22 protein-coding genes are annotated in these 25,751 nt (G+C 69.6%); 5 read left to right on the forward strand and 17 right to left on the reverse strand.

What is annotated here, in order from left to right:
* Positions 1-15: 15 nt before the first annotated feature.
* From era to hrcA, 7 genes are all read right to left on the reverse strand, one after another.
* The gene (gene era / locus BM355_RS06120) at positions 16-990 is read right to left on the reverse strand and encodes a GTPase Era (RefSeq protein WP_091696170.1); all 975 of its coding nucleotides are present in this window, start codon (positions 988-990) and stop codon (positions 16-18) included.
* A complete protein-coding gene (locus tag BM355_RS06125; protein WP_091696172.1) occupies positions 987-2,339 on the reverse strand; it encodes a hemolysin family protein in 1,353 nt (450 codons plus the stop codon). The genes era and BM355_RS06125 overlap by 4 nt, the downstream gene beginning before the upstream one ends.
* 65 nt (positions 2,340-2,404) lie before the next feature.
* Positions 2,405-2,875, reverse strand: coding sequence for an rRNA maturation RNase YbeY (gene ybeY / locus BM355_RS06130; RefSeq protein ID WP_091696174.1), 471 nt, complete (start codon positions 2,873-2,875; stop codon positions 2,405-2,407).
* Complete coding sequence (locus BM355_RS06135; RefSeq protein ID WP_374784694.1) at positions 2,865-3,971, reverse strand: PhoH family protein; 1,107 nt, start codon at positions 3,969-3,971, stop codon at positions 2,865-2,867. Before BM355_RS06135 ends, ybeY begins: the two co-directional genes overlap by 11 nt.
* A gap of 105 nt (positions 3,972-4,076) precedes the next feature.
* A complete protein-coding gene (locus BM355_RS06140) occupies positions 4,077-4,886 on the reverse strand; it encodes a 16S rRNA (uracil(1498)-N(3))-methyltransferase (RefSeq protein WP_091696177.1) in 810 nt (269 codons plus the stop codon).
* Positions 4,883-6,025 (reverse strand): molecular chaperone DnaJ, encoded by a 1,143-nt coding sequence (gene dnaJ / locus BM355_RS06145; RefSeq protein WP_091696180.1) that lies wholly within the window; start codon positions 6,023-6,025, stop codon positions 4,883-4,885. The genes BM355_RS06140 and dnaJ overlap by 4 nt, the downstream gene beginning before the upstream one ends.
* A 42-nt stretch (positions 6,026-6,067) precedes the next feature.
* Positions 6,068-7,081 (reverse strand): heat-inducible transcriptional repressor HrcA, encoded by a 1,014-nt coding sequence (gene hrcA, locus BM355_RS06150; RefSeq protein ID WP_091696182.1) that lies wholly within the window; start codon positions 7,079-7,081, stop codon positions 6,068-6,070.
* Positions 7,082-7,234: 153 nt separating this feature from the next.
* Here hrcA and BM355_RS06155 point away from each other — a divergent pair, with 153 nt between their 5' ends.
* Both BM355_RS06155 and BM355_RS06160 read left to right on the forward strand, forming a co-directional pair.
* A complete protein-coding gene (locus BM355_RS06155) occupies positions 7,235-8,095 on the forward strand; it encodes a DUF3097 family protein (protein WP_091696184.1) in 861 nt (286 codons plus the stop codon).
* Positions 8,096-8,226: 131 nt separating this feature from the next.
* Positions 8,227-8,658 carry a DUF4870 domain-containing protein gene (locus BM355_RS06160; protein ID WP_091696186.1) on the forward strand — a complete coding sequence of 144 codons (432 nt, stop codon included), beginning with the start codon at positions 8,227-8,229 and terminating at the stop codon, positions 8,656-8,658.
* Positions 8,659-8,665: 7 nt separating this feature from the next.
* Here BM355_RS06160 and hemW read toward each other — a convergent pair whose 3' ends face one another.
* Positions 8,666-9,946 carry a radical SAM family heme chaperone HemW gene (hemW, locus tag BM355_RS06165; RefSeq protein ID WP_091696189.1) on the reverse strand — a complete coding sequence of 427 codons (1,281 nt, stop codon included), beginning with the start codon at positions 9,944-9,946 and terminating at the stop codon, positions 8,666-8,668.
* 12 nt (positions 9,947-9,958) lie between these two features.
* Positions 9,959-11,821 carry a translation elongation factor 4 gene (gene lepA / locus BM355_RS06170; protein ID WP_177227877.1) on the reverse strand — a complete coding sequence of 621 codons (1,863 nt, stop codon included), beginning with the start codon at positions 11,819-11,821 and terminating at the stop codon, positions 9,959-9,961.
* Positions 11,822-11,902: 81 nt separating this feature from the next.
* Here lepA and BM355_RS06175 point away from each other — a divergent pair, with 81 nt between their 5' ends.
* The gene (locus tag BM355_RS06175) at positions 11,903-12,550 is read left to right on the forward strand and encodes a type II toxin-antitoxin system PemK/MazF family toxin (protein WP_091696193.1); all 648 of its coding nucleotides are present in this window, start codon (positions 11,903-11,905) and stop codon (positions 12,548-12,550) included.
* Between the two features lie 200 nt (positions 12,551-12,750).
* Positions 12,751-13,023, forward strand: coding sequence for a 30S ribosomal protein S20 (gene rpsT, locus BM355_RS06180; protein ID WP_091696195.1), 273 nt, complete (start codon positions 12,751-12,753; stop codon positions 13,021-13,023).
* 84 nt (positions 13,024-13,107) lie between these two features.
* On the opposite strand, the gene holA is transcribed toward rpsT, so the two are convergent.
* The 8 genes from holA to glpK form a co-directional block, all read right to left on the reverse strand.
* Positions 13,108-14,112, reverse strand: coding sequence for a DNA polymerase III subunit delta (gene holA, locus BM355_RS06185; protein ID WP_177227863.1), 1,005 nt, complete (start codon positions 14,110-14,112; stop codon positions 13,108-13,110).
* 10 nt (positions 14,113-14,122) lie between these two features.
* Positions 14,123-16,630: a ComEC/Rec2 family competence protein gene (locus tag BM355_RS06190; RefSeq protein ID WP_143109436.1), complete on the reverse strand. Its 2,508-nt coding sequence runs from the start codon at positions 16,628-16,630 to the stop codon at positions 14,123-14,125.
* A gap of 43 nt (positions 16,631-16,673) precedes the next feature.
* Complete coding sequence (locus BM355_RS06195) at positions 16,674-17,465, reverse strand: ComEA family DNA-binding protein (RefSeq protein ID WP_245760639.1); 792 nt, start codon at positions 17,463-17,465, stop codon at positions 16,674-16,676.
* Positions 17,466-17,554: 89 nt separating this feature from the next.
* Positions 17,555-18,256, reverse strand: a complete 702-nt coding sequence (locus BM355_RS06200) for a dihydrofolate reductase family protein (RefSeq protein ID WP_091696200.1) — start codon at positions 18,254-18,256, stop codon at positions 17,555-17,557.
* A gap of 87 nt (positions 18,257-18,343) precedes the next feature.
* Positions 18,344-19,321 carry a DegV family protein gene (locus BM355_RS06205; RefSeq protein ID WP_091696202.1) on the reverse strand — a complete coding sequence of 326 codons (978 nt, stop codon included), beginning with the start codon at positions 19,319-19,321 and terminating at the stop codon, positions 18,344-18,346.
* A 68-nt stretch (positions 19,322-19,389) separates the two neighbouring features.
* On the reverse strand, positions 19,390-21,912 hold the full coding sequence (gene leuS, locus BM355_RS06210; RefSeq protein WP_091696204.1) for a leucine--tRNA ligase: 2,523 nt from the start codon (positions 21,910-21,912) through the stop codon (positions 19,390-19,392).
* Positions 21,913-22,053: 141 nt separating this feature from the next.
* Positions 22,054-22,956, reverse strand: a complete 903-nt coding sequence (locus BM355_RS06215; protein WP_218154322.1) for a dihydrodipicolinate synthase family protein — start codon at positions 22,954-22,956, stop codon at positions 22,054-22,056.
* A gap of 19 nt (positions 22,957-22,975) precedes the next feature.
* Positions 22,976-24,526 (reverse strand): glycerol kinase GlpK, encoded by a 1,551-nt coding sequence (gene glpK / locus BM355_RS06220; protein ID WP_091696208.1) that lies wholly within the window; start codon positions 24,524-24,526, stop codon positions 22,976-22,978.
* Between the two features lie 150 nt (positions 24,527-24,676).
* Here glpK and BM355_RS06225 point away from each other — a divergent pair, with 150 nt between their 5' ends.
* Positions 24,677-25,726: an alpha/beta fold hydrolase gene (locus tag BM355_RS06225; protein WP_091696211.1), complete on the forward strand. Its 1,050-nt coding sequence runs from the start codon at positions 24,677-24,679 to the stop codon at positions 25,724-25,726.
* The last annotated feature ends 25 nt before the right edge of the window (positions 25,727-25,751 follow it).

A 25,751-nucleotide genomic window follows, 5' to 3' on the forward strand; every position in this document is an offset into this window, starting at 1 on the left:
AGCACCGCGCGCGGCTCAGAAGCCCAGGCGGCCCAACTGTTTCGGGTCGCGCTGCCACTCCTTGGCCACCTTGACGCGCAGGTCCAGGTAGACGGGGGTGCCCAGCAGCCTCTCGATCCCGGTCCGGGCCTGCTGGCCGATCTGCTTGAGCCGGGAACCGCCCTTGCCGATGATGATGGCCTTCTGGCTGTCCCGCTCCACGAAGACGTTGGCGTACACGTCCAGCAGCGGCCGGTCCTGGGGCCGGTCCTCGCGCAGGTTCATCTCCTCCACCACCACGGCCACCGAGTGCGGCAGCTCGTCCCGCACGCCCTCCAGGGCCGCCTCGCGGATCAGCTCGGCCACCATGATCAGCTCCGGCTCATCGGTCAGCTCCCCGGAGGGGTAGAGCGGGGGCGAGACCGGCAGCTGCTCGGAGAGCACCTGGGCCACGTCCTCGACCTGGTGTCCCTTGACCGCAGAGACCGGCACGACGGCGGCGAAGCCGGTTCCCTTGTTCTCCGGCCCGAGCACCTGGTCACCCAGTTCGGTGACGGCCAGCAGCTGCTCGGCCACCTGGGCCGGATTCGCCTTGTCCGTCTTGGTCACCAGGGCGACCACGGGCGTGCGGTTCAGCATGGCCAGCTGCTGGGCGATGAACCGGTCCCCCGGGCCGATCTTCTCATCTGCGGGGATGCAGAAGCCGACGGCGTCCACCTCGCCCAGGGTCTCGGCCACGAGATCGTTCAGCCGCTGGCCCAGCAGCGTGCGGGGACGGTGCAGCCCGGGCGTGTCCACCAGCACCAGCTGGAACATCTCCCGGTGCACGATCCCGCGGATGGTGTGCCGGGTGGTCTGCGGCTTGGAGGAGGTGATCGCCACCTTCTGTCCCACCAGGGCGTTGGTCAGGGTGGACTTGCCGGCGTTGGGGCGTCCCACCAGGGAGACGAATCCGGCGCGGAAGCCCTCGGGTGCGGCGCTGGGGTCCAGCAGCAGGTCGTCGGTGGTCATCGTCCCTCCCGGGAATCGGTGGTGGATCCGAAGGTGCCGTGGGCACCCTGGAGCGTGGCGTCGTCGTACCCGTCCAGGCGGATCTGCCCGGTGGAGTCCTCGGTCTGGCGCACCAACAGGCGCGCGACCCGGTTGCGCCTGCCCTCCAAGGTCTCCGCGTGCAGGATCAGGCCCTGGACCTCCACCTCGGAGCCCTGGATCGGCACCTGGCCCAGCTCCTTGGCCAACAGGCCACCCACGGTGTGGATGTCATCCTCGTCCTCGAGGTCGATGTCGAAGATCTCCGCGAAGTCGTCCACGTTCATCCGTGCGTCCACGCGGAACAGTCCATCCTGCACCGGTTCGACCTCGGGGCGGTCCTGCTGGTCGTACTCGTCGGAGATCTCGCCGACGATCTCCTCGATCAGATCCTCCAGGGTGACCAGCCCAGCGGTGCCGCCGTACTCATCGATCACGATCGCCACATGCGTGGCCTCGCGCTGCAGCTCCTGCAGCAGCTCGGAGACCGGCTTGGACTCGGGCACGAAGCGGACCTCGCGCACGATCCCGTCCACCAGCTCGTGCGGGTCCATGCGTGCGCGGTGCAGGGCCTGGGCCACGTCCTTGAGGTAGATCATGCCGAACACCTCGTCCGCGCTCTCGCCGATCAGCGGCACGCGGGAGCAGCCTGAGCGCAGCAGCAGGTTCATGGTGTCCTCCAGGGTGGTCCCGGAGTCCACGGTGACCACGTCGGTGCGGGGGACCATCACGGCGCGGACGATGGTGTCCCCCATGTCGAACACCGACTGGATCAGCTCCGCTTCGGAATCCTCCAGGACATCGGCGTCATTGGCGCGGGCCACGAACTCGCGGAAATGGCGCTCCTCGATCTCCGCGGCCTCCTCCTCTTCGTCCTCCGTCCGGGTGCCCGGCGCGGCGAACTTGGCCGGCAACGGGCCCAGCACGCGGGTGAGCACCCTCACGAGACCGGCCGTGGTGCGGGCGGTGCCCACATCATGCCGGGCCCCGACCTGGCGAGGTGACCACACCACCAGCAGCAGCGAGGCAAGGCCCATCAGCACGGTGGCCGTCAGGACCGACCACCACGTGGAGTCCAGGAACCAGTCCAAGAGCAGGGCGGCGGCCACCGCGGAGGCGGTCTCGGCGAAGATCCGCCAGAACCGCAGCGCCTGCAAGTGCTCGGGCAGCTGGGCCATGACCGTGAGGATCGGGCTCTTCGGCTTCTTGGCGACGATCCCCTCGGCTTCCTTGCGCGAGAGGTAGGTCAGCGAGGTCTCTGCGGCGGAGAGCACCCAGGACAGGGCGAGGAATGCCACCAGCAGCAGGGCCAGCACGATCGGGGTGAACACAGGTCAGGGGTCTCTCAGTTCGAGGGGCAGGGATTCGGCGCGGCGGTGCCGCAGCGGGGCGCTGGTCAGTCCATGGTGGGTCGTGGGGCGGGACGACCCAGGTGCTCGGAGAGCAGACGGTCCTGCAACTCGAACATCTCCTGACGTTCAGCGGGGTCCTCATGGTCGAAGCCGAGCAGGTGCAGGATCCCATGGGTGAGCAGCAGCTGCATCTCATCCTGGGTGGAGTGTCCGCCGCGCTCGGCCTGCAGCCGGGCGACCTGGGGGCAGATCACCACATCGCCCAACAGCCCCTCGGTGGGGGCGGTGGCCGTGCCAGGGCGCAGCTCGTCCATGGGGAAGCTCATCACATCGGTGGGACCGGGAAGGTCCATCCAGTCCAGGTGCAGCTGCTCCATGGTCGCCTCGTCCACACAGAGCACAGACAGCTCGGCCGCCGGGTGCACGTGCAGTCCGTCCATCACCGCGTGGGCCAGCTCCAGCAGGGCGTGCTCGTCCACCTCGATACCGGACTCATTGACCACCTCAACGGCCATGGCCGCCCCCCTTCCGTCCGCGGTGGTCGCCCTGGGGTCCGCGGGGCCGCCCGTGCTGGGTCGGCACGCGCTCCTCATAGGCATCCACGATCCGGCTGACCAGCTGGTGGCGCACCACGTCCGTGGACTGCAGCCGGACCACAGCCACGTCATCCAGGCCGTCCAGCACCTCGACGGCCTGGGCCAGTCCGGAGTCGGTGCCGCGCGGCAGGTCCACCTGCGAGGTGTCCCCGGTGACCACCATGTGGGATCCGAACCCGAGCCGGGTCAGGAACATCTTCATCTGCTCGCCCGTGGTGTTCTGGGCCTCGTCCAGGATGATGAACGCGTCATTGAGCGTGCGCCCGCGCATGTAGGCCAGTGGCGCCACTTCAATGGTGCCGGCCTCCATCAGCCGCGGGATCGACTCGGGCTCGACCATGTCATGCAGCGCATCGTAGAGCGGACGCAGGTAGGGGTCGATCTTCTCGCTGAGCGAACCGGGCAGATACCCCAGCCGCTCGCCGGCCTCCACCGCAGGGCGGGTGAGGATGATCCGGTTGACCTCCTGGGCCTGCAGCGCCTGGACGGCCTTGGCCATGGCCAGGTAGGTCTTGCCGGTGCCTGCCGGGCCGATGCCGAACACGATGGTGTTCTGATCGATCGCCGCCACATAGTTCTGCTGGTTCACCGTCTTGGGGCGGATCTTCTTGCCCCGGGTGGAGAGGATGGACTCGGAGAGCAGCCCGGACTTCGCCGCGCCGGAGCCGCCCCGGACCAGGCCGATGACCTGTTCGATCACGGCCGGGGTGATGACGGTCCCGCGCCGGGACATCCCGTGCAGGTCCTCCACCACCTGGCGCACCTGTTCGGCGTCCTTGCCGGCACCGGTGATCTCCAGGTCCTCCCCGCGCACGATCAGGTCCACCCGAGGGTAGATGCCCTCCAGGATGCGCAGCAGCGCGTCCTGCGCGCCGAAGGTCCGGACCATCTCCTCGGCAGTGGGGAAGGTGATGGTGATCTGGTCCAGCTCCGGCTCCGCACCCAGGGTGGCGGCGGTCAGCGCGTCCGGCAGGGTGGGGGCGGTGGCGTCCAACGGGTCCTTGGGGTCTGTCACGGGGTGTGCTTCAGCTCCTGGGGGTGGGTGTCATCAGGTGTGAGAACGCGGGGAGCGGGCATCGCCCTCCTCCCGCGGCAAGTCTACCGGCCGGGTCCATCACGGTCAGGACTGCCAGCGGCCCAGCAGCTGCTGCAGGACGGCGGTGGCGGCCGGGCCGGCGGTGGAGGAACGCAGGACGTGCTGCCCCATGCGAACCGGGTGGGCTCCGGCCTGGGTCAGTGCCTCCATTTCCTGGGGGCTGATCCCCCCTTCCGGCCCGACGACGAGGATCACCTCTGCCGGATGGGCGGCCCCGACCGCGGAGGTCGGCTCGGCGGACGCGGACGATCCGGCTGGTCCCAGGTGACGGTCGACCGCCTCACCCAGGCTCTGGGCGGCCTCCTCGTGCAGCACCAGCACCAGGACGTCGGGACCTGTCAGCTCCGCGACGGCGGTGCCCACGGTGAGCGGACGCGTGCTCGGGATCCGACTGCGCCGGGCCTGCTTGGCGGCCGCGTGCAGCGAGGCATCCCACTTGGCCTGGGCCCTGGCGGCCTTATCGCCCTTCCACCGGACGATGGACCGCTCCGCCTGCCAGGGGACCACCGCGTCGATGCCCAGTTCGGTGGCGGTCTGGATGGCCAGCAGGTCGCGATCCCCCTTGGCCAGGGCCTGGACCAGGACCAGCCGTGGAGCTGGCGCCGGTTCATCCACGACGCTGTCCACCTGGACGGTGAGGCCCGTGGTGCTGGCGGCGGTGATGGGGCCTGAGACCCTGCGTCCGGCCCCGTCGGCCAGGTCGACCCACTCCCCCGGTTCCAGGCGCATGACCTGGACGGCATGGCGGGCCTCGGGTCCGCCGATCGAGACCGGCTGCCCGGGGGCAGCCGTGTCCAGTCCGCCGGGTTCGGCGTAGAAGAGGTGGTGGGTCACTGGTTCTTGAACTGCTCGAAGTTCTCCCGCAGACGGGCGAACATGCCCCGGTGCTCCACCTGTCCCGGAGAGGTCTCCTCGCCGCGCAGGGAGGCGAGCTCCTCCAGCAGACGCCGCTGGTCGTCGTCGAGCCGGGTGGGGGTCTCCACCTGCAGGTTCACCTTCAGATCGCCTCGGCCCTGCCCCCGCAGTCGACCCACGCCCAGGCCCTTGAGCGTGTGGACCTCGCCGGACTGGGTGCCGGGCTTGACCTCGATCTGCTGTTCGCCGTCGAAGGTCTCCAGCGTCAGGGTGGTGCCCAGAGCGGCCGCGGTCATGGGCAAGGTCATGGCCGCCATCAGGTGGTCGCCGTCCCGGGTGAACACAGCATGGGGACGGACGTCGATCTCCACGTAGAGGTCACCGTTGGGTCCGCCGCCCGGGCCGGCCTCGCCGCGCCCGGCCAGCTGGATGCGGGTGCCGGTGGCCACGCCCGCGGGGATCTTGATGGTCAGCGAGGCGCGCTCGCGGACCCGGCCCTGGCCGGAGCACTCCTTGCAGGGGTGCGGGATGGTGGTGCCGTAGCCCTGGCAGGCCGTGCAGTTCTCGGTGGCCATGACGGTGCCCAGGATCGAGCGCACCGGCCGACGGACCATCCCGTGACCTCCACAGATCGAGCAGGTCTCCGGCGAGGTTCCCGGCTGGCAGCAGGAGCCGTCACAGCTGGAGCAGGTCACGGCGGTGTCCACCTCCAGGGTCTTGTCCACCCCGAACACGGCGTCTTCGAGATCGATCCGGGCGGTGATCAGGGCATCCTGACCGCGCCGGGAACGGCTGGCCGGGCCACGGCCGCCCATGCCCCCGCCAGAACCGCCGAAGAAGGTCTCGAAGATGTCGGAGAATCCGCCGAAGTCACCGCTGAAGCCGCCCCCGCCGAACCCGCCGGTGCCGTTCTCGTTGCCGGTGGCGTCGTAGTTGCGCCGCTTGGACTCGTCCGAGAGCACCTCATAGGCACGGGTGACGGCCTTGAACTCTTCAGCGGCCTCCGGTGCGGGATTCACGTCCGGATGGAGCTTGCGGGCCAGCTTGCGGTAGGCGCGCTTGATCTCCTCTGCGGAGGCGTCCTTGCTGACGCCGAGGACCTCGTAGTGGTCTGACACGGTCTGCGGTGTTCCTTCCGAATGGAGGGGTGTTCTGTGGTTCTACTGGGACAGGATGCGGGAGAGGTAGCGGGCGACCGCACGGACCGCGGCCATGGTGCCGGGATAGTCCATGCGCGTCGGCCCCACCACACCGAGCTTCGCTACGGAGCCGGGCCCGTAGGAGGCGGCCACCACGGACGTGTCGGCGAGCGAACCGGAGTTCTCCGAGCCGATGCTCACGCTCAGGCCCCGCACATCCTGCTCCATCTCCGTCAACAGTCGAAGCAGCACGACTTGTTCCTCGAGGGCCTCCAGGATGGGTCCGATCGTCAGGGGGAAGTCCCCGGTGGACCGGGCCAGGTAGGCGGTGCCGGCCATGATGATCCGGTCCTCGCGTCCAGCGGCGATCAGCTGGTCCAGCATGTGGGCCAGGCTGCGGGCCAGCCCGGCGTCCTGCTCGGGCACCTGGGTGGGGACGACGGCCAGGACGGCAGGTGCCGCGGCCGGGGTGAGCCCGTCCAGATGCGTGAGGAAGACCTGCTTCAGGGCAAGCAGCTGCTCATCGGTGGCGTCCTGCTCGGTGGCCAGCACCCGCTGGTCCACTTTGCCGTTGGAGAGGATCAGCACCACCAGCACTCGGTGCGGGGCCAGGGCCACGAACTCCAGGTGGCGGACCGTGGCGGTGTCCAGGTGCGGGTACTGCAACACCGCCACCTGGTGCGTCAGCTGGGAGAGCAGCCGCACGGTGCGGGCCATCATCTCGTCCACATCGTCCGCGTTGTCCAGCAACGCCTGGACTGCACGGCGTTCGGCAGCGGAGAGCGGTTTGACCTCCGAGAGGCTGTCCACGAAGAGGCGGTACCCCTTGTCCGTGGGGATACGGCCGGAGGAGGTGTGAGGGGCCACGATCAGCCCCTCCTCCTCCAGTACGGCCATGTCATTGCGCACGGTGGCGGAGGAGACGCCCAGCTGGTGACGTTCCACCAGGGCCTTGGAGCCCACGGGCTCCCGGGAGGAGACATAGTCCTCCACGATGGCCTGCAGCACCTGCAGGCGGCGCGGCATCTCGTTCATCTCATCCCTCCTCGGGTGTCACAGCACAGCCGGAGCACAGTTAGCACTCCGGGGGTCCAAGTGCCAAGTGTAGTACCCCCGCCTCGGCGACGCCCGGAGAAGCCGCGAGCCGTACCGCTTCGTGCGCCACCGGCGTTGCTAGCCTCGACTCCCGTGGATTGGAACAACTGGGGACCAGGATCCCTCGACGGCGGCTTCCGCCCTGCCGCACGCACGGTCGCCTCGGTGCCGGCGCAGGTGGGCACGGTGGTCGAGGACGCACAGAGCGGATACACCGGTGCGGTGATCCGGACCGAGAAGTCCGGTGGCGTGCACCTGGTGGTGCTCGAGGACCGCAGAGGCAGGACCAGATCCTTCCCCCTGGGCCACGGGTTCCTGATCGACGGTGAGCCGGTCGAACTGGTGCCCGCACCCAGCGCCGCGGCGCGAGCCGCGCAGAAGCCGGTGCGGACGGCGTCGGGGTCGGTCCGGGTGGAGAACGCCCGCGCCCGCACCGCACGCGCCTCCCGCATCTGGGTGGAGGGCGTCCACGACGCCGAGCTGGTGGAGAAGGTCTGGGGCGAAGACCTGCGCCTGGAGGGGATCGTGGTGGAGCCCCTGCACGGCGTGGACGACCTGGCCGGGGCCATCCGCGACTTCAATCCTGGCCCCGAACGCCGCCTCGGGATCCTGGTGGACCACCTGGTGACCGGGTCCAAGGAGGAGCGGATCGCCGCCGAGGCCATGCGCGTGCCCGGGGCCAGGGACAACGTGCTGATCGTCGGACACGCCTATGTGGATGTCTGGCAGGTCATCAAGCCGCAGGTGCTGGGCATCCAGGCCTGGCCCGTGGTGCCCAAGGGACAGGACTGGAAGACCGGGATCCTGCGCGGGCTGGGCTGGCCACACCGGACCAAGGAGGACATCGGCCTGGGGTGGAAGCGCCTGCTGGCCCAGGTCACCACCTACGCCGATCTGGAGCCCTCACTGCTGGGACGGGTGGAAGAGGTCATCGACTTCCTGACCGTCCCCTAGCGGCACGGGCTCCGCACCAGCCTGCCCTCCCGGGGATAGACTGACTCCAGCGTCCGGGCCGGTGGGCCTGCGCTCCGGCGGCCATCCAGATCAGAGCCGTCCACCCTGCAGCAGATCGAAAGGCAGACCAGGTGTCCCAGCAGCACACGCCCGGGCCGAATCGGACGCGACGTTCCGCAGGTCCACGTCGCGACCAGCACCTTCAGGGCTCGTCCGACCGCGCCGAGCCGCTGACCCCTTCCGAGGACCGTCAGTGGGCCACGCTCGCCCACTTCGGTGCGCTTCTGGGCTTCCTGCCCTCTCTGGTGATCTTCCTGGTCTTCCGCCACCGCGGACCGTTCACCGCCCAGGAGGCCAAGGAGGCGCTGAACTTCACCCTCCCGCCCACCGCCGTGGCGATCGTGGCGAACCTGTTGGCGCTGTTGCCGGTCGTCGGGGGGATCTTCGGGATCATCGCCGTGGTGATCTGGCTGTTCATGACCGTCTCCGGCGTCAACGCTGGCATCCAGTGCAACAAGGGTCGGCCGTACCGCTACCCGCTGAACCTGCGCCTGATCCACTGACGCGGCCTCAGAAGCCCAGCAGCCTCCGGACGATCGCGTCGTCCAGCAGACGGCCCTGCAAGGTCGGCACCAGACGCCCGGCCAGTGCGGCGCGACCGTCCAGCAGGCCCTCACCGATCAAGGCGGCGATCTGCTGCCGAGCCGACTGGCCGCCGTCGGGAGCCTGGTCCAGGACTGAGGCGTCCAGCCCCTCTGCCAGCCTGACCCCCAGCATGACCTGCTCCAGCAGACGCGCGTCCGCATCCGGGGTCTCCCGGCCCACCGCCGGGGAGACTCCGGTGGCCAGCCGCTGGGCGTAGGCGGCCGGGTGCTTGGCGTTCCACCACCGCACCCCGGCCACGTGGGAATGCGCGCCGGGCCCTGCACCCCACCAGTCCTGGTCCCGCCAGTAGGCCAGGTTGTGCCGCGCCTGGTGCACCCCGGCGCCCTCCAGGTCCCGCGCCCAGTTCGAGACCTCGTACCAGCGGAAGCCAGCAGCACCGAGCAGCTCCTCGGTGAGCAGGTACTTGTCCGCCTGGTCGTCAGGATCCACATCCGGGACGACGCCGCGGGAGACCTGCGCGCCGAACTTGGTGCCCTCCTCCACGATCAGCGAGTACGCCGAGACATGATCCGGCTCCAGTGCCACGGCGGCCTCCACCGAGGTGCGCCAGTCCGCCAGGGACTCCCCCGGCGTGCCGTAGATCAGGTCCAGAGAGACCTCCAGCCCCGCCTCACGGGCCCACCCGACGGCGGCCGGCACGTTCTCCGGACGATGGGTGCGTTCCAGCGTGGCCAGCACGTGCGGGACGGCGGACTGCATCCCGAAGGACACCCGGGTGAAGCCGCCCTCGGCCAGCTCCTGCAGGGACTCACGGGTCACCGAGTCCGGATTGGCCTCCGTGGTGATCTCCGCCCCCGGCTCGAAGCCCCACAGCTCCCGGGCCCGGCCCAGGATGGAGACCAGGTCTGAGGCCGGCAGCAGAGTGGGGGTTCCGCCGCCGAAGAAAACCGTGTGCAGGGTGCGGTCCGGCACGCCGGAGCCGGACAGGGCCTCAGCGGCGAAGTCCAGTTCACCCGTGACAGTGCCGGCGTAGGAGGTACGGGATGCACCCGGCCCCAGGTCCTCGGCGGTGTAGGTGTTGAAGTCGCAGTACCCGCAGCGCACCGTGCAGAAGGGCACGTGGACGTACAGGCTGAAGGTGCGGGCAGAACCGGACGCCTCGGCGTCCTTCACCTGCTGGACGGCGCTGGAAGGCAGCCGTCCGTGGGCAGGTGCGGGGTCGCCGTCGGGAAGGATGGCGGGCACAGGGGCGACCGGTTACTTCTTCGCGCCGGACTTCTCACCGCCGGCACCGTCCGAGGACAGTGCGGCGATGAACGCCTCCTGGGGGACCTCCACGCGGCCGACCATCTTCATGCGCTTCTTGCCCTCCTTCTGCTTCTCCAGCAGCTTGCGCTTGCGCGAGATGTCGCCGCCGTAGCACTTGGCCAGCACGTCCTTGCGGATGGCGCGGATGTTCTCACGGGCGATCACCCGGGAGCCGATGGCCGCCTGGATCGGCACCTCGAACTGCTGGCGCGGGATGAGCTCCTTGAGCTTGCCGGTCATCATCACACCGTAGGAGTAGGCGCTGTCCCGGTGGGTGATGGCACTGAAGGCGTCCACCGCCTCGCCCTGGAGCAGGATGTCCACCTTGACCAGGTCCGAAGCCTGCTCGCCGTCGGCCTTCCAGTCCAGGGAGGCATAGCCCTTGGTACGTGACTTGAGCTGGTCGAAGAAGTCGAAGACGATCTCGGCCAGCGGGATCCAGTAGCGGATCTCCACGCGCTCCTCGGAGAGGTAGTCCATGCCGCGCATCTGACCGCGCTTGGACTGGCACAGCTCCATCACCGCACCGATGAACTCCGCCGGGACGATCACGGTGGCCGAGGCCATGGGCTCGCGGATCTCGTGGATCTTGCCCTCCGGGAACTCCGAGGGGTTGGTCACCGTCACCACGGAGCGGTCCTCGGTGGTGACCTCGTAGACCACGTTCGGTGCGGTGGAGATCAGGTCCAGGTTGAACTCGCGCTCCAGGCGCTCCCGGACGATCTCCAGGTGCAGCAGCCCCAGGAAGCCCACGCGGAAGCCGAAGCCCAGGGCCACGGAGGTCTCGGGCTCATAGATCAGGGCGGCGTCGTTGAGCTTGAGCTTGTCCAGGGCGTCCCGCAACACCGGGTAGTCCGAACCGTCGATCGGGTACAGGCCGGAGAACACCATGGGCTTGGGATCCTCGTAGCCGCCGATGTTCTCCGAGGCCGGCTTGGCGAAGTTGGTGACGGTGTCGCCGACCTTGGACTGGCGCACGTCCTTCACGCCGGTGATCAGGTATCCCACCTCGCCCACGGACAGGCCCTGGCTCGGCACCGGCTCCGGGGCGGACACGCCGATCTCCAGCAGCTCGTGGGTGGCCCCGGTGGACATCATCACGATCTTCTCGCGCGGGTGCAGCTTGCCGTCCACCACGCGGACATAGGTGACCACACCGCGGTAGGTGTCGTACACCGAGTCGAAGATCATCGCCCGCGCTGGGGCGGAGGCGTCGCCCTGGGGTGCGGGGATGGTGGCGACCACCTTGTCCAGCAGCTCTTCCACGCCCACACCGGTCTTGCCGGAGACGCGCAGCACCTCCTCCGGCTCACACCCGATCAGTCCGGCGATCTCCTTGGCGTACCGGTCCGGATCGGCCGCGGGCAGGTCGATCTTGTTCAGCACCGGGATGATGGCCAGGTCGTTCTCCATGGCCAGGTACAGGTTGGCCAGGGTCTGGGCCTCGATCCCCTGCGCGGCGTCCACCAGGAGAATGGCGCCCTCGCACGCGGCGAGCGAGCGGGAGACCTCATAGGTGAAGTCCACGTGCCCGGGGGTGTCGATCATGTTCAGCGCGTAGGCGGTCCCGTCCACCTCCCAAGGCATGCGCACGGCCTGGGACTTGATGGTGATGCCGCGCTCGCGCTCGATGTCCATGCGGTCCAGGTACTGGGCCTTCATGTCGCGCGGCTGGACCACGCCGGTGGACTGGAGCATCCGGTCGGCCAGGGTCGACTTGCCGTGATCGATGTGCGCGATGATGCAGAAGTTGCGGATCACCGCAGGATCGGTGGCAGAGGGCACCGGGGCGTTGCGCGCCATGGGCGACACAGGCATCTTCCTTCGGGTGGAGCGGAGAGGGACTGACTGCCCATTCTTCCATGCTTCAGCCCGGCCGCTATCTTGGACACCATGGCGTGGAATCTCAATCGCATCCTGTCCGTGGGCCGTCAGGTCTACCGCGTGGTCCAGCAGGTCCAGCGGTCTCAGCAGCAGCGTGGCGGCGCCGGCTCGCCGGATCACGCGGGCCGCGGCGCCTCCCCGCGTCCGCCCCGAGGCACCGGGTTCCCGACGACGCCCGGAGACCTCGGCGGCCATGCCGGCCGATCCGGTGGTCCAGCTGGACAGGGGGCCGGCGTGGGCCCCGAGGGACAGGTGCTGGACTACCCCGGCGACTTCCACGGATCCGCGCACGTGGAGTATGCGCCGGTGGCCGGACGCGAGGCGGGTCCGGGCGAGGTGGTGTGGACCTGGGTCCCGTTCGAGGAGCTGGACGGCCGTGGCAAGGACCGGCCAGTGCTGATCGTGGGGCGCCAGGACGGCTATCTGCTCGGCGCCCAGCTGACCACGCGGGACCGCAACAACGCCGTCTCCCGCGATCGGGACTACCTGGACATCGGCTCCGGCCCCTGGGACTCCAAGGGTCGGCCCTCCGAGGTGAAGCTGGACCGCATCCTGCTGGTCAACCCGCGTGACGTGCGCCGTGAGGGCGGCGTCCTCTCGGAGCAGATCTTCGGGCGAGTGGCCGAGGCGCTGCGTCAGAACCAGGGTTGGTCCTGAGGACACGGCACGAGCACGGACGGCACCGGCGGGCCGCGACCGTCTGCTCTGGTGATCATGCTAAGATCTATCGCTGTGTGTCCGCGCAGGTCGACGGGCACTCTTGGATCGGCTCCCATGGCATCCCCACGCCGCTCAGTCGCCGATGACCGAGAAACTCCCTCACCGACCACGTCAACTGACAACCAGAAGGACCGAACTTGGCCAACATCAAGTCCCAGAAGAAGCGCATTCTCACCAACGAGAAGGCGCGCCAGCGCAACGTCGCCGTGAAGTCCGAGCTCAAGACGCTCATCCGCGCCGTGGACAAGGCCGTTGCCGCCGGTGACCAGGAGGCCGCCACCAAGGCAGTGGCCTCCGCCAGCCGCAAGCTGGACAAGGCCGTGAGCAAGGGCGTCATCCACAAGAACCAGGCCGCCAACCGCAAGTCCGGCATCGCCAAGCGCGTGCTGGGCCTGGGCTCCCAGGGCTGACACCCGCAGCACAGACGTTTCAGCGAAGCCCCCGACCGTTCTGGTCGGGGGCTTCGCTGTGTCCTGAGAGGCTTGCGTGAGCCGTCAGCGGCGGGCGGTGAGGGCGATCCGGGTGACGGCCCGCTCCACGGAGTACTCGGCGTCCTTGGACAGCCCCTTGGCCTCGGCGTCGGCCTGGGCGATCCACTCGATGGCGGCCGCGATGCTGGCCGGGTTCCAGAATCGGGCGCTCTCCTGCACCTGGCGTGCCTGCCACGGAGCCACCCCCAGCACGGAGGCGATCTGGCCCTGTCCGATCCTGGCATCCACGATCCGGGCGATCTGACGGGCCTTCATGGCCAGGGCCCCGGTCAAGGCCGGCGCCGAGACGCCCGTGGCCAGGGCATGACGCAGCAGTGCGGTGGCCGGTCCTGGTCGGCCGGCCAGAGCCGCATCGGCCACCTTGAAGGCGGTGGCCTCCACCCGTCCTCCGTAGTACCGATCCACGACCTCCACGGTCACGGCACCCTCCGTGTCCGAGAGGAGTTGACGGATCGCCGCCGCCAGATCGGTCAGCGAGGAGCTGTTGGCGTCGATCAGTGCCCGCACGGCCTCCGGGTCGATGGATCGACGCACCGAACGGAACTCCTGGGCCACGAACTCGGACTTCTCCGCTTCGGACTTGATCGGCTGGCACTCCACGAGCACTCCGGCCTGGGTCACCGCGTCCAGGAGCTTCTTGCCGCGATTGCCACCCGTGTGACGCAGCATCAGGGTGACGTCCTCTGCCGGAGCGCTGAGATAGTCCAGGCAGTCGGCCAAGAAGGCCTCGTTCATCTCCTGAAGCCCCTCGGCCACGATGATCTTGGCCTCACCGAACAGCGAGGGGCTGGCCAGGATGGACAGCTGACCTGCCTGGTAGTCGGCGGCGGCGATCCGGTGGGTCTCCAGTCCGGGATCTGCCTCCCGGAGCTGAGCTCGGACCCGGTCCGTCACCCGGGTGGCGATGAAGTCCTCCGGCCCCTTGAGCAGCATCAGCGGAGCGCGTCCGACGGTGCGCCAGTCCGCGCCAGAGGTCTTGGTGCGGCGGGAACGACTCGGTGCGGGCATGGCTGACATCCTATCGGCTGGCCGGTGCCGAGCGGCGTGGTCGGACGGTCGGCTCCAGGATCCCGTCCCGGACCGAGAACACGAAGGTGCCGTGGTGATCGGTCCGCACCACGGGACCGTAGCGGGACAGCGCCCCGGTGATCTGCGAGTGCGGGTGGCCGTAGTCGTTGTCGGCTCCCACCGAGATCACGCTGGCGAGCGGATTCACGGTCTCGGCGATGTCGAGCCCGCCGTTGCGTGCCCCATGATGGCTGGCCTTGAGCACATCGACTGACTCGGGCAGGCCTCCGGCCCTGACCAGGTTCGCTGCCGCCTGCTCCTCCAGGTCCCCGGTGAGCAGCACGGTGAAACGTCCCTGTGGCGCCGTGAGCACCGCGTGGAGCACGACGGACGCGTCGTTCTCCGACCGGGCGGCGTGGTCGGCGGCAAGCACCGTCCAGTCCACAGCCCAGCCCTGCTGCCCGTGGTGGCCCTGCTCCCCCGCTGGCACCAGCTCGGCCTCGGCCGGCGCCTGACGGGAGACGGTGTCCTCGCCGTCGGTGCTGACCGGACGCTGTGAGGTGGAGTAGATGGTCCGCGCAGGAGGGCAGCAGTCCAGGACAGCAACCGTCCCACCGACATGGTCCTGATGCAGATGGGTCAGCACCAGCAGGTCCACCTGTCCCACGTCCAGCTCGTCCAGGCACGCCGATGCCGGGCCGGGTTCGGGTCCGGTGTCGACCACCACGGCCGAGCGTGCGCCAGAGCGCAGGACCAGCATGTCTCCCTGACCGACGTCACACACCGCCAGCGCCCAGTCGGCCGGGACCGCTCCCACAGGAGGCGGCACCAGGATCGCGGCCTGGCTGCCGATGCCCGCGGCGATCACCGCCCAGCAGGCCCGCGTGGCCCAGAGGACTCGGCGAGGTTCCGGAGTCCTGCGGCCCCGACCGGTGCGACGGACCCGTGCCGGACGGACCCTCTCCCACCGCAGGAGCAGCCAGAGCAGTGCGAGGCTGGACAGGAGGTGCACGCCGATGAGCGCCCCGCCCACCAACCCCTCCGGCCAGGGATGCAACGCGCCCGGCCAGGCGGAGACCGTGGTGGCGATCCAGCCGATCCCTGCCGCCGGCCAGGCCACCCACCACAGGATGAGTTCCGCCACGCCGGGCAACAGCGGCACCAGGGCTGCCGCCACGGTTCCGGGAACCGTGACGAACGGGACCAGAGGCGCCGCCAGGAGATTCGCCGGGACGGCGTAGGCACTGATGCTGCCGGACAGGCCCAGGAGCACCGGCTGGCAGGCGATCTGCGCGCACACCGTGACGGCCAGGGCCGCACTGAGGACTCCAGCCACCGGTCCGGGAAGCCACCTGGAGAGCACTGCGGTGAGCCACTGTTCGACAGGCCGAGCGCCCAGGACGATCCCCGCGGTGGCGCAGACGGAGAGCTGGAAGGCCGCCTCGGTGGCGAGGCCAGGCTGCCAGCACAGCAGCACGCAGACCGCCACGCACAGCAGAGGCAGCGCCTGGCGACCTCGCCCGAAGAACAGGGCGGCAGCCCCGATGCCGCCCATCACCGCGGCGCGTATCACGGACGGTTCCAGACCCACCACGATCACGAACATGACCAAGGTGCCCAACACCGCGGCCAGCACTACAGGTCGACGGACACGGAGAGTGCGCAGCGCCATGGTGACGGCCCCGGCCAGAAGTGTGCAGTTCGCGCCACTGACGGCAGAGAGGTGAGACAGGCCAGAGTCCTTCATCGCCGTGTCCAACTCAGGGCTCTGCACGGAACGGTCCCCCAGGATCAGGCCAGGCAGAAGTTCCGGGGCCCTCGCCACGGTCCCGGCCGCAGCCTGCCGCAGGCCCTCACGCAGGTGATCACGTCCGGTCTGTCCGTGCGCATCGGAACGCCCTGGGCCGCACCGCCCGGTGTCAGGAACGGTGCGCACTCGGGCGAAGACAGTGGCGCCCGCCCCCTCCAGGTCTGCCGTGAAGCAGAGGCGATCACCTGGTGCCACCGAGGACCAGCTGACGTCCCCGGCCGCCTGGACCTGGGTTTCCCGCGGGGCGGCGGCCCCCGGATGACCGAATGACTCCACCTCCGCTGGAACGTACCAGCGGTCTGCGAACCGTCCTGGTGCATACACGGCGGGGCCAGCTGCCAGCCCCTCCACGAGCACCGTGGCCTCCGCTGTCACAGACTGTTCCCACCCCAGGGCCCTGGACTCCTCCCGGTGGGCGATCGCCTGGACGCTCACGATGGACCCGATCCACAGGGCCACGGACATCATCGCCAGCACGGTCTGCAGGCCAGTCCACAGATGGCGCTCACGGTGACGGACCACCAGGACCGCCGCCGTGCACAGACCAGCTGCCAGCATCAGCACCAGCGGCAGCTGCCGCACGGCCCCCCAGGGTGCCACCGGGACCCACAGGGCACAGGCCAGGGTCAGGAGGACCGAGGGCACCAGTCGCACGTCCACGGGCAGAGGTGGCCGGCCCGTGGCGGCTGGTCCATCTGCCGCGCTCACGGCGGCCCCAGGGTGAGTGGGCGCTGGTGCTGGTGCTCTGGTCTCACCAGGAGACCAGCCCGTCCAGCCGCTCGAGCATCGCCGGGCCGATTCCGGACACGGCGTCCAGATCGTCGAAGGATCCGAAGGGTCCGACCTGCTCTCGATGGTCGATGATCCGCTGGGCCAATGCTGGGCCGATCCCCGGGAGGCTCTCCAGGGCGGTGGCATCCGCGCGATTCACGTTCACCGTGGCCGCGCCGGCCCCGCCTGCTCCCGCAGCAGCCCCGGATGGGACGGTCCCCGGGGGTGACGTCGCTGCGTCATCCGAGCCGGGAACGAGGATCTGCGCGCCGTCTGTCAACGGTGCGGCCAGGTTCACCAGGTCCAGGCGTGCCTCGTCCGTGGGTCCGCCGGCCGCCTGCACCGCATCCACCACCCGCGAGGAGGCCGGAAGACGGACGATGCCCGGTGTGCGCACCTGTCCTGCCACGTGGACGATCGCCTCATCGTCCGATTGCGCCTGCTCACTGGACCCGTCCGCGGTCGGTGAACCCCGTTGCACTGACGATTCCGCGGATGCCGCCCCCGCGGAGAGCGGCACCGAGGCCGGGACGGTCTCGGAGTCGGAGATGCCGGGAGTGGTCAGCCAGGAGACGGTCCACCACACGACGGCGACCACAGCGATCATCAGAACTGCGGGGATGAGGATCCGCGAACGCCACAGGGGTGCAGGTGGCGGGGCCTCCTCCCACTCGACATCCGTCAGTTCCTCACCACTGCCCTTGGGGTCGACGGTTGCGTCGATGGCTTCGGTGATGTCAGAGCGGTGCAGTCCTTCACGATGGCGGGGCATGCCTCCAGACTGGCTCTCAGGATCCCTGGATGCGGTGAATGCTCCCGGTTCTGTGGACCGGCGACCTCGGTGGCTCAGCTGTGCAGGAGTCAGCGCCGCCAGAACATCAGGTGGGTGACACCACGGGGCGAGGCCGTCGACTCGATGTGGAAGCGCTGGTCCAGCCCCTCCAGTCCCTCCCACAGCCGAACGCCGCGGCCCAGCAGGACCGGCACCACCACGAGGTGCATCTGATCGATCAGGTCAGCCGCCAGGAACTCGCGGACCGTGGAGACACCCCCACCGATCCGGATGTCTCGGCCACCGGCCAGGGCGCGAGCGGCGGCCAGCGCCTGCACGGGGGCGGCATCCACGAAGTGGAAGCTGGTTCCCCCATCCATCCGCAGCGTGGGCCGAGGGTGGTGGGTCAGGACGACGGCAGGGGTGTGGAACGGAGGGTCCGCACCCCACCAGCCTCGCCAGTCCGTGTCCTCCCAGGGACCCCTCTGCGGCCCGAACTTGTTCCGGCCCATGATCTCCGCACCGATGCCATCCGCCCACCGAGCTGCAAACGCGTCGTCGACACCGGTGGTGGGTGTCGACGCACCATGCAGTCCCATCGCCGCGAAGGTGGCTGTCGGCAGGGCCCACTGAAGCAGACGGTGTCCGGCGTGTCCGAACGGTGCGTCCAGAGTCTGTCCCTCTCCGGTGCCGAAGCCGTCCAGAGAGATCGAGAAGTTGTGCACCCGCACCCGCGACGGCGGAGCTGCAGGGGCCGTCACGGAGGTACGACCACCGGGGGATGGTGTCATGGTGCGACGCTATGCCTGTGCGGGTGACTGCGGGAACAGCTCATCCCCCGTGGATCCTCCCGCTCTGGTGGGGTGACGGGAGACGGGTCAGTGCAGCAGGCCCAGGGCTGCCTCGTCCACCGGGTTGACGGTGATGCCCAGCGCGCCCAGGCCCAGGTGAGCCGCCAGGACGGCGGGCAGCGTGATGACCGGCACCGGGGTGGCTGATTCGGGCTGGACTCGAGCGGCCAGCTCGTGGGCGGCAGAGTCGTTGCCGAATCCGTGGACGGCGATCCGCACCGGCCGGCCCTGGGAGGACTCCTGGGCCAGTTCGACCATGCGATCCACGGCCTTGGCTGTGGTGCGGGGACGGTCGACCAGGGAGACCACGCCGTCCGCCAGTGTCAGCACCGGCTTGACCTGCAACAGGCTGCCGAGCAGCCCGGCCACCGTGCCGATCCTGCCGCCGCGCCGCAGCTGCTCCAGGTTCGGGACGGTGAAGAACACCCGGGAGTCCGCTGCGGCTCGCTGCGCACCGTCGGCGATCTCCTCGATCGGCTCATGGAACCCCGCGCGGATCAGGGCGTCCAGCACCACGGTGCCCTGGCAGAACCCGGTGGTCTCGGTGTCCACCACGGTCACCGGGATCAGCGCCTCACGCGCGGCGATCCGTGCGGCGTCGGCCGTGCCGGAGAGCTTGCCGGAGAGGTGGATGGAGATGATGCGCGCGAAGCCGGCCTCGGCGACCTCCTGGTAGACCCCGGAGAATACGCCCGGGGCCGGTCGAGAGGTGCGCACGGTGGTGCCGGCGGCCAGAGCCAGAGGCAGGTCGCGGTCCAGTTCGGCGGTGCCCTCGCTGTGGATCTGGTCCCCGATCATCACGGGCATGGGCACCTGGCGCAGTCCGGCCGCCAGAGGGTGCTCCAACACTACGCGCGGCAGCGCCGCTGAGGAGTCCGTGACCACCGCGGTCCGATCCCGACGACGCGGTCGGCGCGGACTGTACTTGGCGCGGCCGGAGGGACCGCCGCGCCGGCGACGCAGCCGTTGGAGCAGGTCGTCGTGCCACTGGACGATCTCGGCCATCCTGCTCCTCTCCTCTGCGTCGGGTGGATCTGCTGGGCGAGCCGAGACACCTCGGCCCGCCCGCAGGATCAGATGACGATGTTGACCAGCTTGGGCTCCTTGACGATCACCTTACGGATCGGGGCATCGCCGATCGAGCGCTGCACCGCCTCCGAGGCCAGCGCCATCGACTCCAGCTCCTCGGCGGAGATGTCCAGTGCGACCTCCAGACGGTCCTTGACCTTGCCCTTGACCTGGACCACGGCCACCGTGGTGTCCTGCACCAGCAGTGACTCGTCCACGGTGGGCCAGCCCGCACGGGCCACGGACGGCTCATGACCCAGCAGAGCCCACATGTCCTCAGCGGTGTACGGGGCGAACAGGCTCAGCAGGATGGCCACGGCCTCGGTGGCCTCCCGCACGGCGGGATCGGCCGCCCCGGCGCCGGAGTCGATGGTCTTGCGCGTGGCGTTGACCAGCTCCATCGTGCGGGCGACCACCACATTGAACTTGCGCTCGTCCAGCAGCCCGGCCGCGTCCTGCACCGTGCGGTGGGTGACCTGACGCAGGGAGCGATCGCCGCCGTCGGGAGCCGTGCCGGCCGGGGCACCGCCCAGGCTGACGTCCTGGGCGAGTCTCCACGCGCGGGCCAGGAACTTGGCCGAGCCGGACGGGGAGACGTCCGCCCAGTCCACGTCGTCCTCGGGTGGGGAGGCGAAGACCATGGTCAGGCGCACGGCATCCACACCGAACCGGTCCAGCTGCTCGCCCAGGTCCACGCCGTTGCCCAGCGACTTGGACATGGCCTTGCCCCCGTTGAGCACCTGGCCCTGGTTCAGCAGGGCCTTGAAGGGCTCGGTGAAGCCGATCAGGCCCATGTCGTACATCGCCTTGGTGAAGAACCGGGAGTAGAGCAGGTGCAGGATCGCGTGCTCCACACCGCCCACGTACTGGTCCACCGGCAGCCACCGATCCACGGACGCACGGTCGAAGACCTGGGTGGAGTCGTTCGGGGAGATGTAGCGCATGTAGTACCAGGAGGAGTCCACGAAGGTGTCCATGGTGTCCGTGTCCCGCTGCGCCGCGCCACCGCAGGACGGGCAGTCGGTGTTCACCCAGGACTCGATGCTGGCCAGCGGGGACTGCCCCTTGGGCGCCAGCTGCTCGCCGGAGACGTCCGAGGGCAGCAGCACCGGCAGCTGGTCCTGCGGGACGGGCACCTCACCGCAGTCTGGGCAGTGGATGATCGGGATGGGCGCACCCCAGAAGCGCTGGCGGGAGAGCAGCCAGTCGCGCAGACGGTAGTTCACGGTGCCCTCACCGGTGCCCCGCTCCTCGATGATCTCGATGGCCCGGGCCAGTGCGGCGGTCTTGTCCAGTCCGTCCAGTTCGCCGGAGTTCACCAAAGTGCCCTCGCCGGTGGTGGCCACACCGGAGACCGCCGGGTCCTCCTCCCCCGTGTCCACGACCATGCGCACGGGCAGGTCCATGGCGCGGGCGAAGTCCAGGTCACGCTGATCGTGTGCAGGCACGGACATGATGGCACCGGTGCCGTAGTCGGCCAGGACGTAGTCCGAGGCCCAGATCGGCAGGCGCTCCCCGTTCAGGGGGTTCAGGGCGTAGCGGCCCAGGAACACGCCGGACTTGGTGCGGTCGGTGGCCTGACGCTCGATCTCCGAGACGTGGGTGAGCTCCTCGCGGTAGCGCTCCAGCTCAGCCCGGTGCTCCTCGGTCACCAGGTCCAGGGCCAGGTCGGCGTCCGCGGCGACCACCATGAACGTGGCCCCGTAGAGGGTGTCCGGGCGGGTGGTGAACACGGTGATCGGCTCGACCGGGGCAGCACCGTCGGCACCCTCGACAGCCTCCACCTCGAAGCGCACGTGGGCGCCCTCGGACCGGCCGATCCAGTTGCGCTGCATGGCCAGCACGCGCTCGGGCCAGTGTCCCTCCAGCTCGGCCATGTCCTCCAGGAGGCGATCGGCGTACTGGGTGATGCGGAAGTACCACTGGTTCAGCGACTTCTTGGTCACCGCGGTCCCGCACCGCTCGCAGGCCCCGTTCACCACCTGTTCGTTGGCCAGCACGGTCTGGTCCTGGGGGCACCAGTTGACCGGGGAGTCCTTGCGGTAGGCCAGCCCGTTCCGGTGGAACTGCTGGAACAGCCACTGCGTCCACCGGTAGTACTCCGGGTCCGAGGTGTGCAGCTCGCGCGACCAGTCCGCGGAGATGCCGTACCGCTGGAAGGAGCCCTTCTGGGTCTCGATGTTCGCGTAGGTCCACTCGGCCGGGTGCGCGTTGCGCTTGATGGCGGCATTCTCGGCGGGCAGACCGAAGGAGTCCCAACCGATGGGGTGCAGAACGTCATAGCCGCGCTGGATCCAGTACCGGGCCACCACATCGCCCATGGCGAAGGCCTCGGCGTGCCCCATGTGCAGATCGCCCGAGGGATACGGGAACATGTCCAGGACGTACTTGCGCTCGCGCGAGCCGTCATCGGCAGGGGTGAAGGTGCCGGCCTGCTCCCAGTACCCGCCCCAGCGCTCCTCTAGGGCCCGGAACGAGTACTCCTGGGGCCCGGTGGTCTCTGGGGTGCTCTGCGCTGGCTGGTTCACGCTGGTCCTGTCATCTGGTGGGCGGGTGCAGGGAAACTTCCCGACGACGGCGCGTCCCGTAGGGCAACAACAGGCGCCTGCCGCTGAGGGCGGGCAGGCGCCGGGGGCGCACCGGTGTGCCAGTCCATTCTACTCCGTGCCTCAGTGCAGGCAGAGCGGGGCGACGGACCCCTCCATCACGTCGGCGACGCGGGCGCGTGCGGCGGCGTCCAGTCCGCGCAGGGGCAGCGGGAGGCAGGAGCGTTCCGCCACGCCGAGCTGTTCGGCGATCGCGGCCACCACGCGCAGACTGCCGTGCTCGGCGAACAGATCCCAGAGCGGCTGCAGCCGGGCGGAGAGCTCCTGAGCCTCCTCCGGGCGGCCCTGCTGCGCGGCGCGGGTGATCGCCACAGCCAGTTCGGGCAGGGTGCCGCCGATCACCGAGTACCAGGAGTCACAGCCGGCGAGCAGGCCACGGGCGGCATGCGCGTCTCCGGAGACCCCGAGACCGATGTGCTCCGGCACCGCGTCACGCAGCCCTGAGACATGCTCTCGCGCCTCGTCCGGGTCCGGGGGCACTCCGGGGATCTTGATCGAGGCGATGCCGGGCAGCTGTGCGATCCGCCCGTACAGCTCCGGGGTGAAGGTGACGTGCGTGGTCCCCGGGTTGTCGTAGACGATCACCGGCACGGAGGAGGACGCGGTGACCGCCGCGAAGAGGTCGACCACATCGTCGTCCGTCAGGGGCTGATAGCTCATCGGGGCCAGCAGCAGCGCGGCGGCGCCTGCGGCCTGGGCGTCCTCGGCATGGGCGAGCACATCGGAGGTGCGCAGGGCCCCGATCCCCACGAACACCGGTGTCTGTCCTGCATGCTCCACGGCCAGCCGCGCCACGGCCGCTCGTTCGTCCCGGTGGAGGTAGGCGTAGGAGCCGGTGGACCCCAGCGCGGTGATCGAGTCGACCCCGGCGGCAGCGCAGCGTTCCACCAGGTGCACGAAGGATCGCTCGTCCACCCGGTCCTGACGCAGCGGGGTCAGCGGGAAGGCACTGAGTCCGGTGAACAGGGGCGGGACCACGCGCGGTTCAGCCACGGGAGGCACCCGGACCGTCCTGCACCCAGTCCATGGACTTGGCCACGGCACGGTCCCAGTGCTCGAGCAGGTCATCCCGCCGGGCGGCGTCCATGCCCGGCTCCCAGCGACGGTCCTCCTGCCAGAGTCCGGCCAGCTCATCCAGTCCGGACCACAGACCGGCGGACAGGCCGGCGGCGTGGGCTGCCCCTGCGGCCGTGGTCTCGGTCTGGAGGGGACGGACCACGGGAACACCGAGGATGTCGGCCTGGAACTGCATCAGGTCATCGTTCACCGTCATCCCGCCGTCCACGCGCAGCTCCTCGGGACGCTGCCCGGTGTCGGCCACCACGGCCTCGAGCACGTCCCTGGTCTGATAGGCCGTGGCCTCCACCGCCGCCCGGGCCAGGTGGCCTGCGGTGGCGTAGCCGGTGAGCCCGGCGATCAGCCCACGGGCGTCCGGTCGCCAGTGCGGGGCGTACAGACCGGAGAAGGCGGGCACGAAGTAGACCCCACCGTTGTCCTCCACGGACCCGGCCAGAGCCTCGACCTCCTCCGAGGTGCGGATCAGCCCCAGGTTGTCCCGCAGCCACTGCACCAGAGACCCGGCCACCGCTACGGAGCCCTCCAGCGCATAGTGGGCCGGCTGGTCCTCCACCTGATACGCGACCGTGGTGACCAGACCGTGGGAGGAGGTCTCCGTCGTCGTGCCGGTGTTCTGCAGCAGGAAGCACCCGGTGCCGTACGTGTTCTTCACGTCCCCGGGGCTGAACGCGGCCTGACCGAAGGTGGCCGCCTGCTGGTCGCCCAGGATGCCGCAGACGGGGATGCCGGCCAGGGACATCGGGCCGCTGATGGTGCCCAGCTCACCCACAGAGGGGTGGATGCGGGGCAGCATGGCGGCGGCCAGCTCCGGGTCGATCCCGAACACGGCGGCGAGGTCGCTGTCCCAGTCCAACGTGGTCAGGTCCATCAGCAGTGTGCGTGAGGCGTTGGTGACGTCGGTGGCGTGGACTCCTCCGTCCGGTCCACCGGTGAGGTTCCAGAGCAGCCAGGTGTCCATGGTCCCGGCGCGCAGTCTCCCGTTGGCGGCCAGCTCGGCGGCCTCCGGCACGTGCTCCAGGGTCCAGGCGATCTTGCCCGCGGCGAAATACGAGGCCAGCGGCAGGCCGGTCTTCTCCCGGACGGCGTCCTCGTGCCCGTCCGCTCGCAGGCGGTTCATCATGGAGTCCGTGCGGGTGTCCTGCCAGACGATCGCACGGTGCACGGGACGGCCGGTGTCCGCGTCCCACAGCACGGTGGTCTCGCGCTGGTTGGTGATCCCCACCGCGGCCACATCAGCCGGGCGCAGGCGGGCGCGCGTCAGAGCCAGGCCGGTCAGCTCACGGGTGTTCTCCCAGATCTCGGCGGGATCATGCTCCACCCAGCCTGGCCGAGGGAAGTGCTGACGGTGTTCGCGCTGGGCGGTGGCCACGACCTGGCCGTCCTGCCCCATCACCACGGCGCGGGTGGAGGTGGTGCCCTGGTCGATGCTGATCACGAAGGAACCGGTGCTGGCGCTCATGGAGTGAGCCTACCGAGACGCACACCACACCCACCTCCCGAACACGATCACGCCAACAGGGTTCTGCCGCGGCGTGTCTCGCCATGATCTGCGCACGTGATTCGGATGAGGCGGGTCCCTGGGTCGGGACGGCCTGGATAGGCTGGGCCGGTGCGCACCCCATCCCGTCCCGCCGCTCCCCTGCCGATCCGGCTGCGCGACCGCATCCTGGTCCCCCACGCTCCTCGCGACACCTCCCTGATCACAGGGCACCCGGCACGCACGCCCGAGCGGCTGATGGTGCAGGTCCCGGACCCGGTCTCCGGAGAGCCCACTCCCCTGGCCGTCTGGCACTACACCCCGGAGTCGACTGCCGACCACCTCGCACCGTCGGCGCCGCTGGTGATGGTCCACGGCTTCCGCGGGGACCACCACGGCCTGGCGCTGATCGCCGACTGCCTGCCCGATCTCGAGCTCTACCTGCCCGAGCTCCCCGGCTTCGGCCACTCCCCTGCCTTCCCCCAGGCCGAGCATTCCGTGGAGAACTATGCGGCCGTCGTCGGGAAGGCCATGACTCAGCTGGGCGTGATTCCCGACGACGGCACGCACCGCCACGGGGCATCTCGCCCCACGCTGGTGGGGCATTCCTTCGGCTCGGTGGTGGCCTCGCACCTGGCCGCCCAGTCGCCGAGCCGGTGGGAGGGCCTGGCCCTGCTCAACCCGATCTGCGAACCGGCACTGCGCGCAGATGGCTCAGTCTTCGAACGGGTCCTGGCGCGGGTGGCCCAGGGCTACTACGAGGTCTCGGCCGCGGTGCCCGAACGGCTGGGCATGGCGCTGCTCGGCTCGCCGGTGGTCGTGTGGATCACCGGGACGGTGATGACCAAGACCCAGGACCGGCGCACACTGGCCTACCTGCATGATCAGCACCACCAGTACTTCTCCGCGTTCGACACCCGCCAGGTGCTGGTGGAGTCCTACCGTGCCTCCACGTCGGGGACGGTCCTGGACGTGGCCGATCAGCTGGAATTGCCGGTGCTGCTGGTGGCCGGAGCGCAGGACGAGCTGGGCTCCGTGGCCGGACAGGAGCACCTGGCCGAGCGGGTCGGTGAGGTCTCGCCGTCGGTACGGCTCGAGATGCTGAACGGCGTGGGTCACCTGGTGCACTACGAACGCGCGCCGCAGACCGCCCGGCTGCTGCAGGAGTTCGTGACCCGCTGACCCAGTGGATGAACAGCTGACTGGC

Origin of the sequence: Micrococcus terreus, assembly GCF_900116905.1 — a bacterium.
GTDB lineage: Bacteria > Actinomycetota > Actinomycetes > Actinomycetales > Micrococcaceae > Citricoccus > Citricoccus terreus.

Bases quoted from the DNA above. Each gene is read 5' to 3' on its own strand.
- BM355_RS06175 (WP_091696193.1), top strand. From the start codon at position 11,903: ATGGCGTGGAATCTCAATCGCATCCTGTCCGTGGGCCGTCAGGTCTAC.
- era (WP_091696170.1), bottom strand. From the start codon at position 990: ATGACCACCGACGACCTGCTGCTGGACCCCAGCGCCGCACCCGAGGGC.
- ybeY (WP_091696174.1), bottom strand. From the start codon at position 2,875: ATGGCCGTTGAGGTGGTCAATGAGTCCGGTATCGAGGTGGACGAGCAC.
- holA (WP_177227863.1), bottom strand. From the start codon at position 14,112: ATGCCCGCACCGAGTCGTTCCCGCCGCACCAAGACCTCTGGCGCGGAC.
- glpK (WP_091696208.1), bottom strand. From the start codon at position 24,526: ATGAGCGCCAGCACCGGTTCCTTCGTGATCAGCATCGACCAGGGCACC.
- BM355_RS06200 (WP_091696200.1), bottom strand. From the start codon at position 18,256: ATGACACCATCCCCCGGTGGTCGTACCTCCGTGACGGCCCCTGCAGCT.
- BM355_RS06195 (WP_245760639.1), bottom strand. From the start codon at position 17,465: ATGCCCCGCCATCGTGAAGGACTGCACCGCTCTGACATCACCGAAGCC.
- hrcA (WP_091696182.1), bottom strand. From the start codon at position 7,081: ATGAACGAGATGCCGCGCCGCCTGCAGGTGCTGCAGGCCATCGTGGAG.
- BM355_RS06205 (WP_091696202.1), bottom strand. From the start codon at position 19,321: ATGGCCGAGATCGTCCAGTGGCACGACGACCTGCTCCAACGGCTGCGT.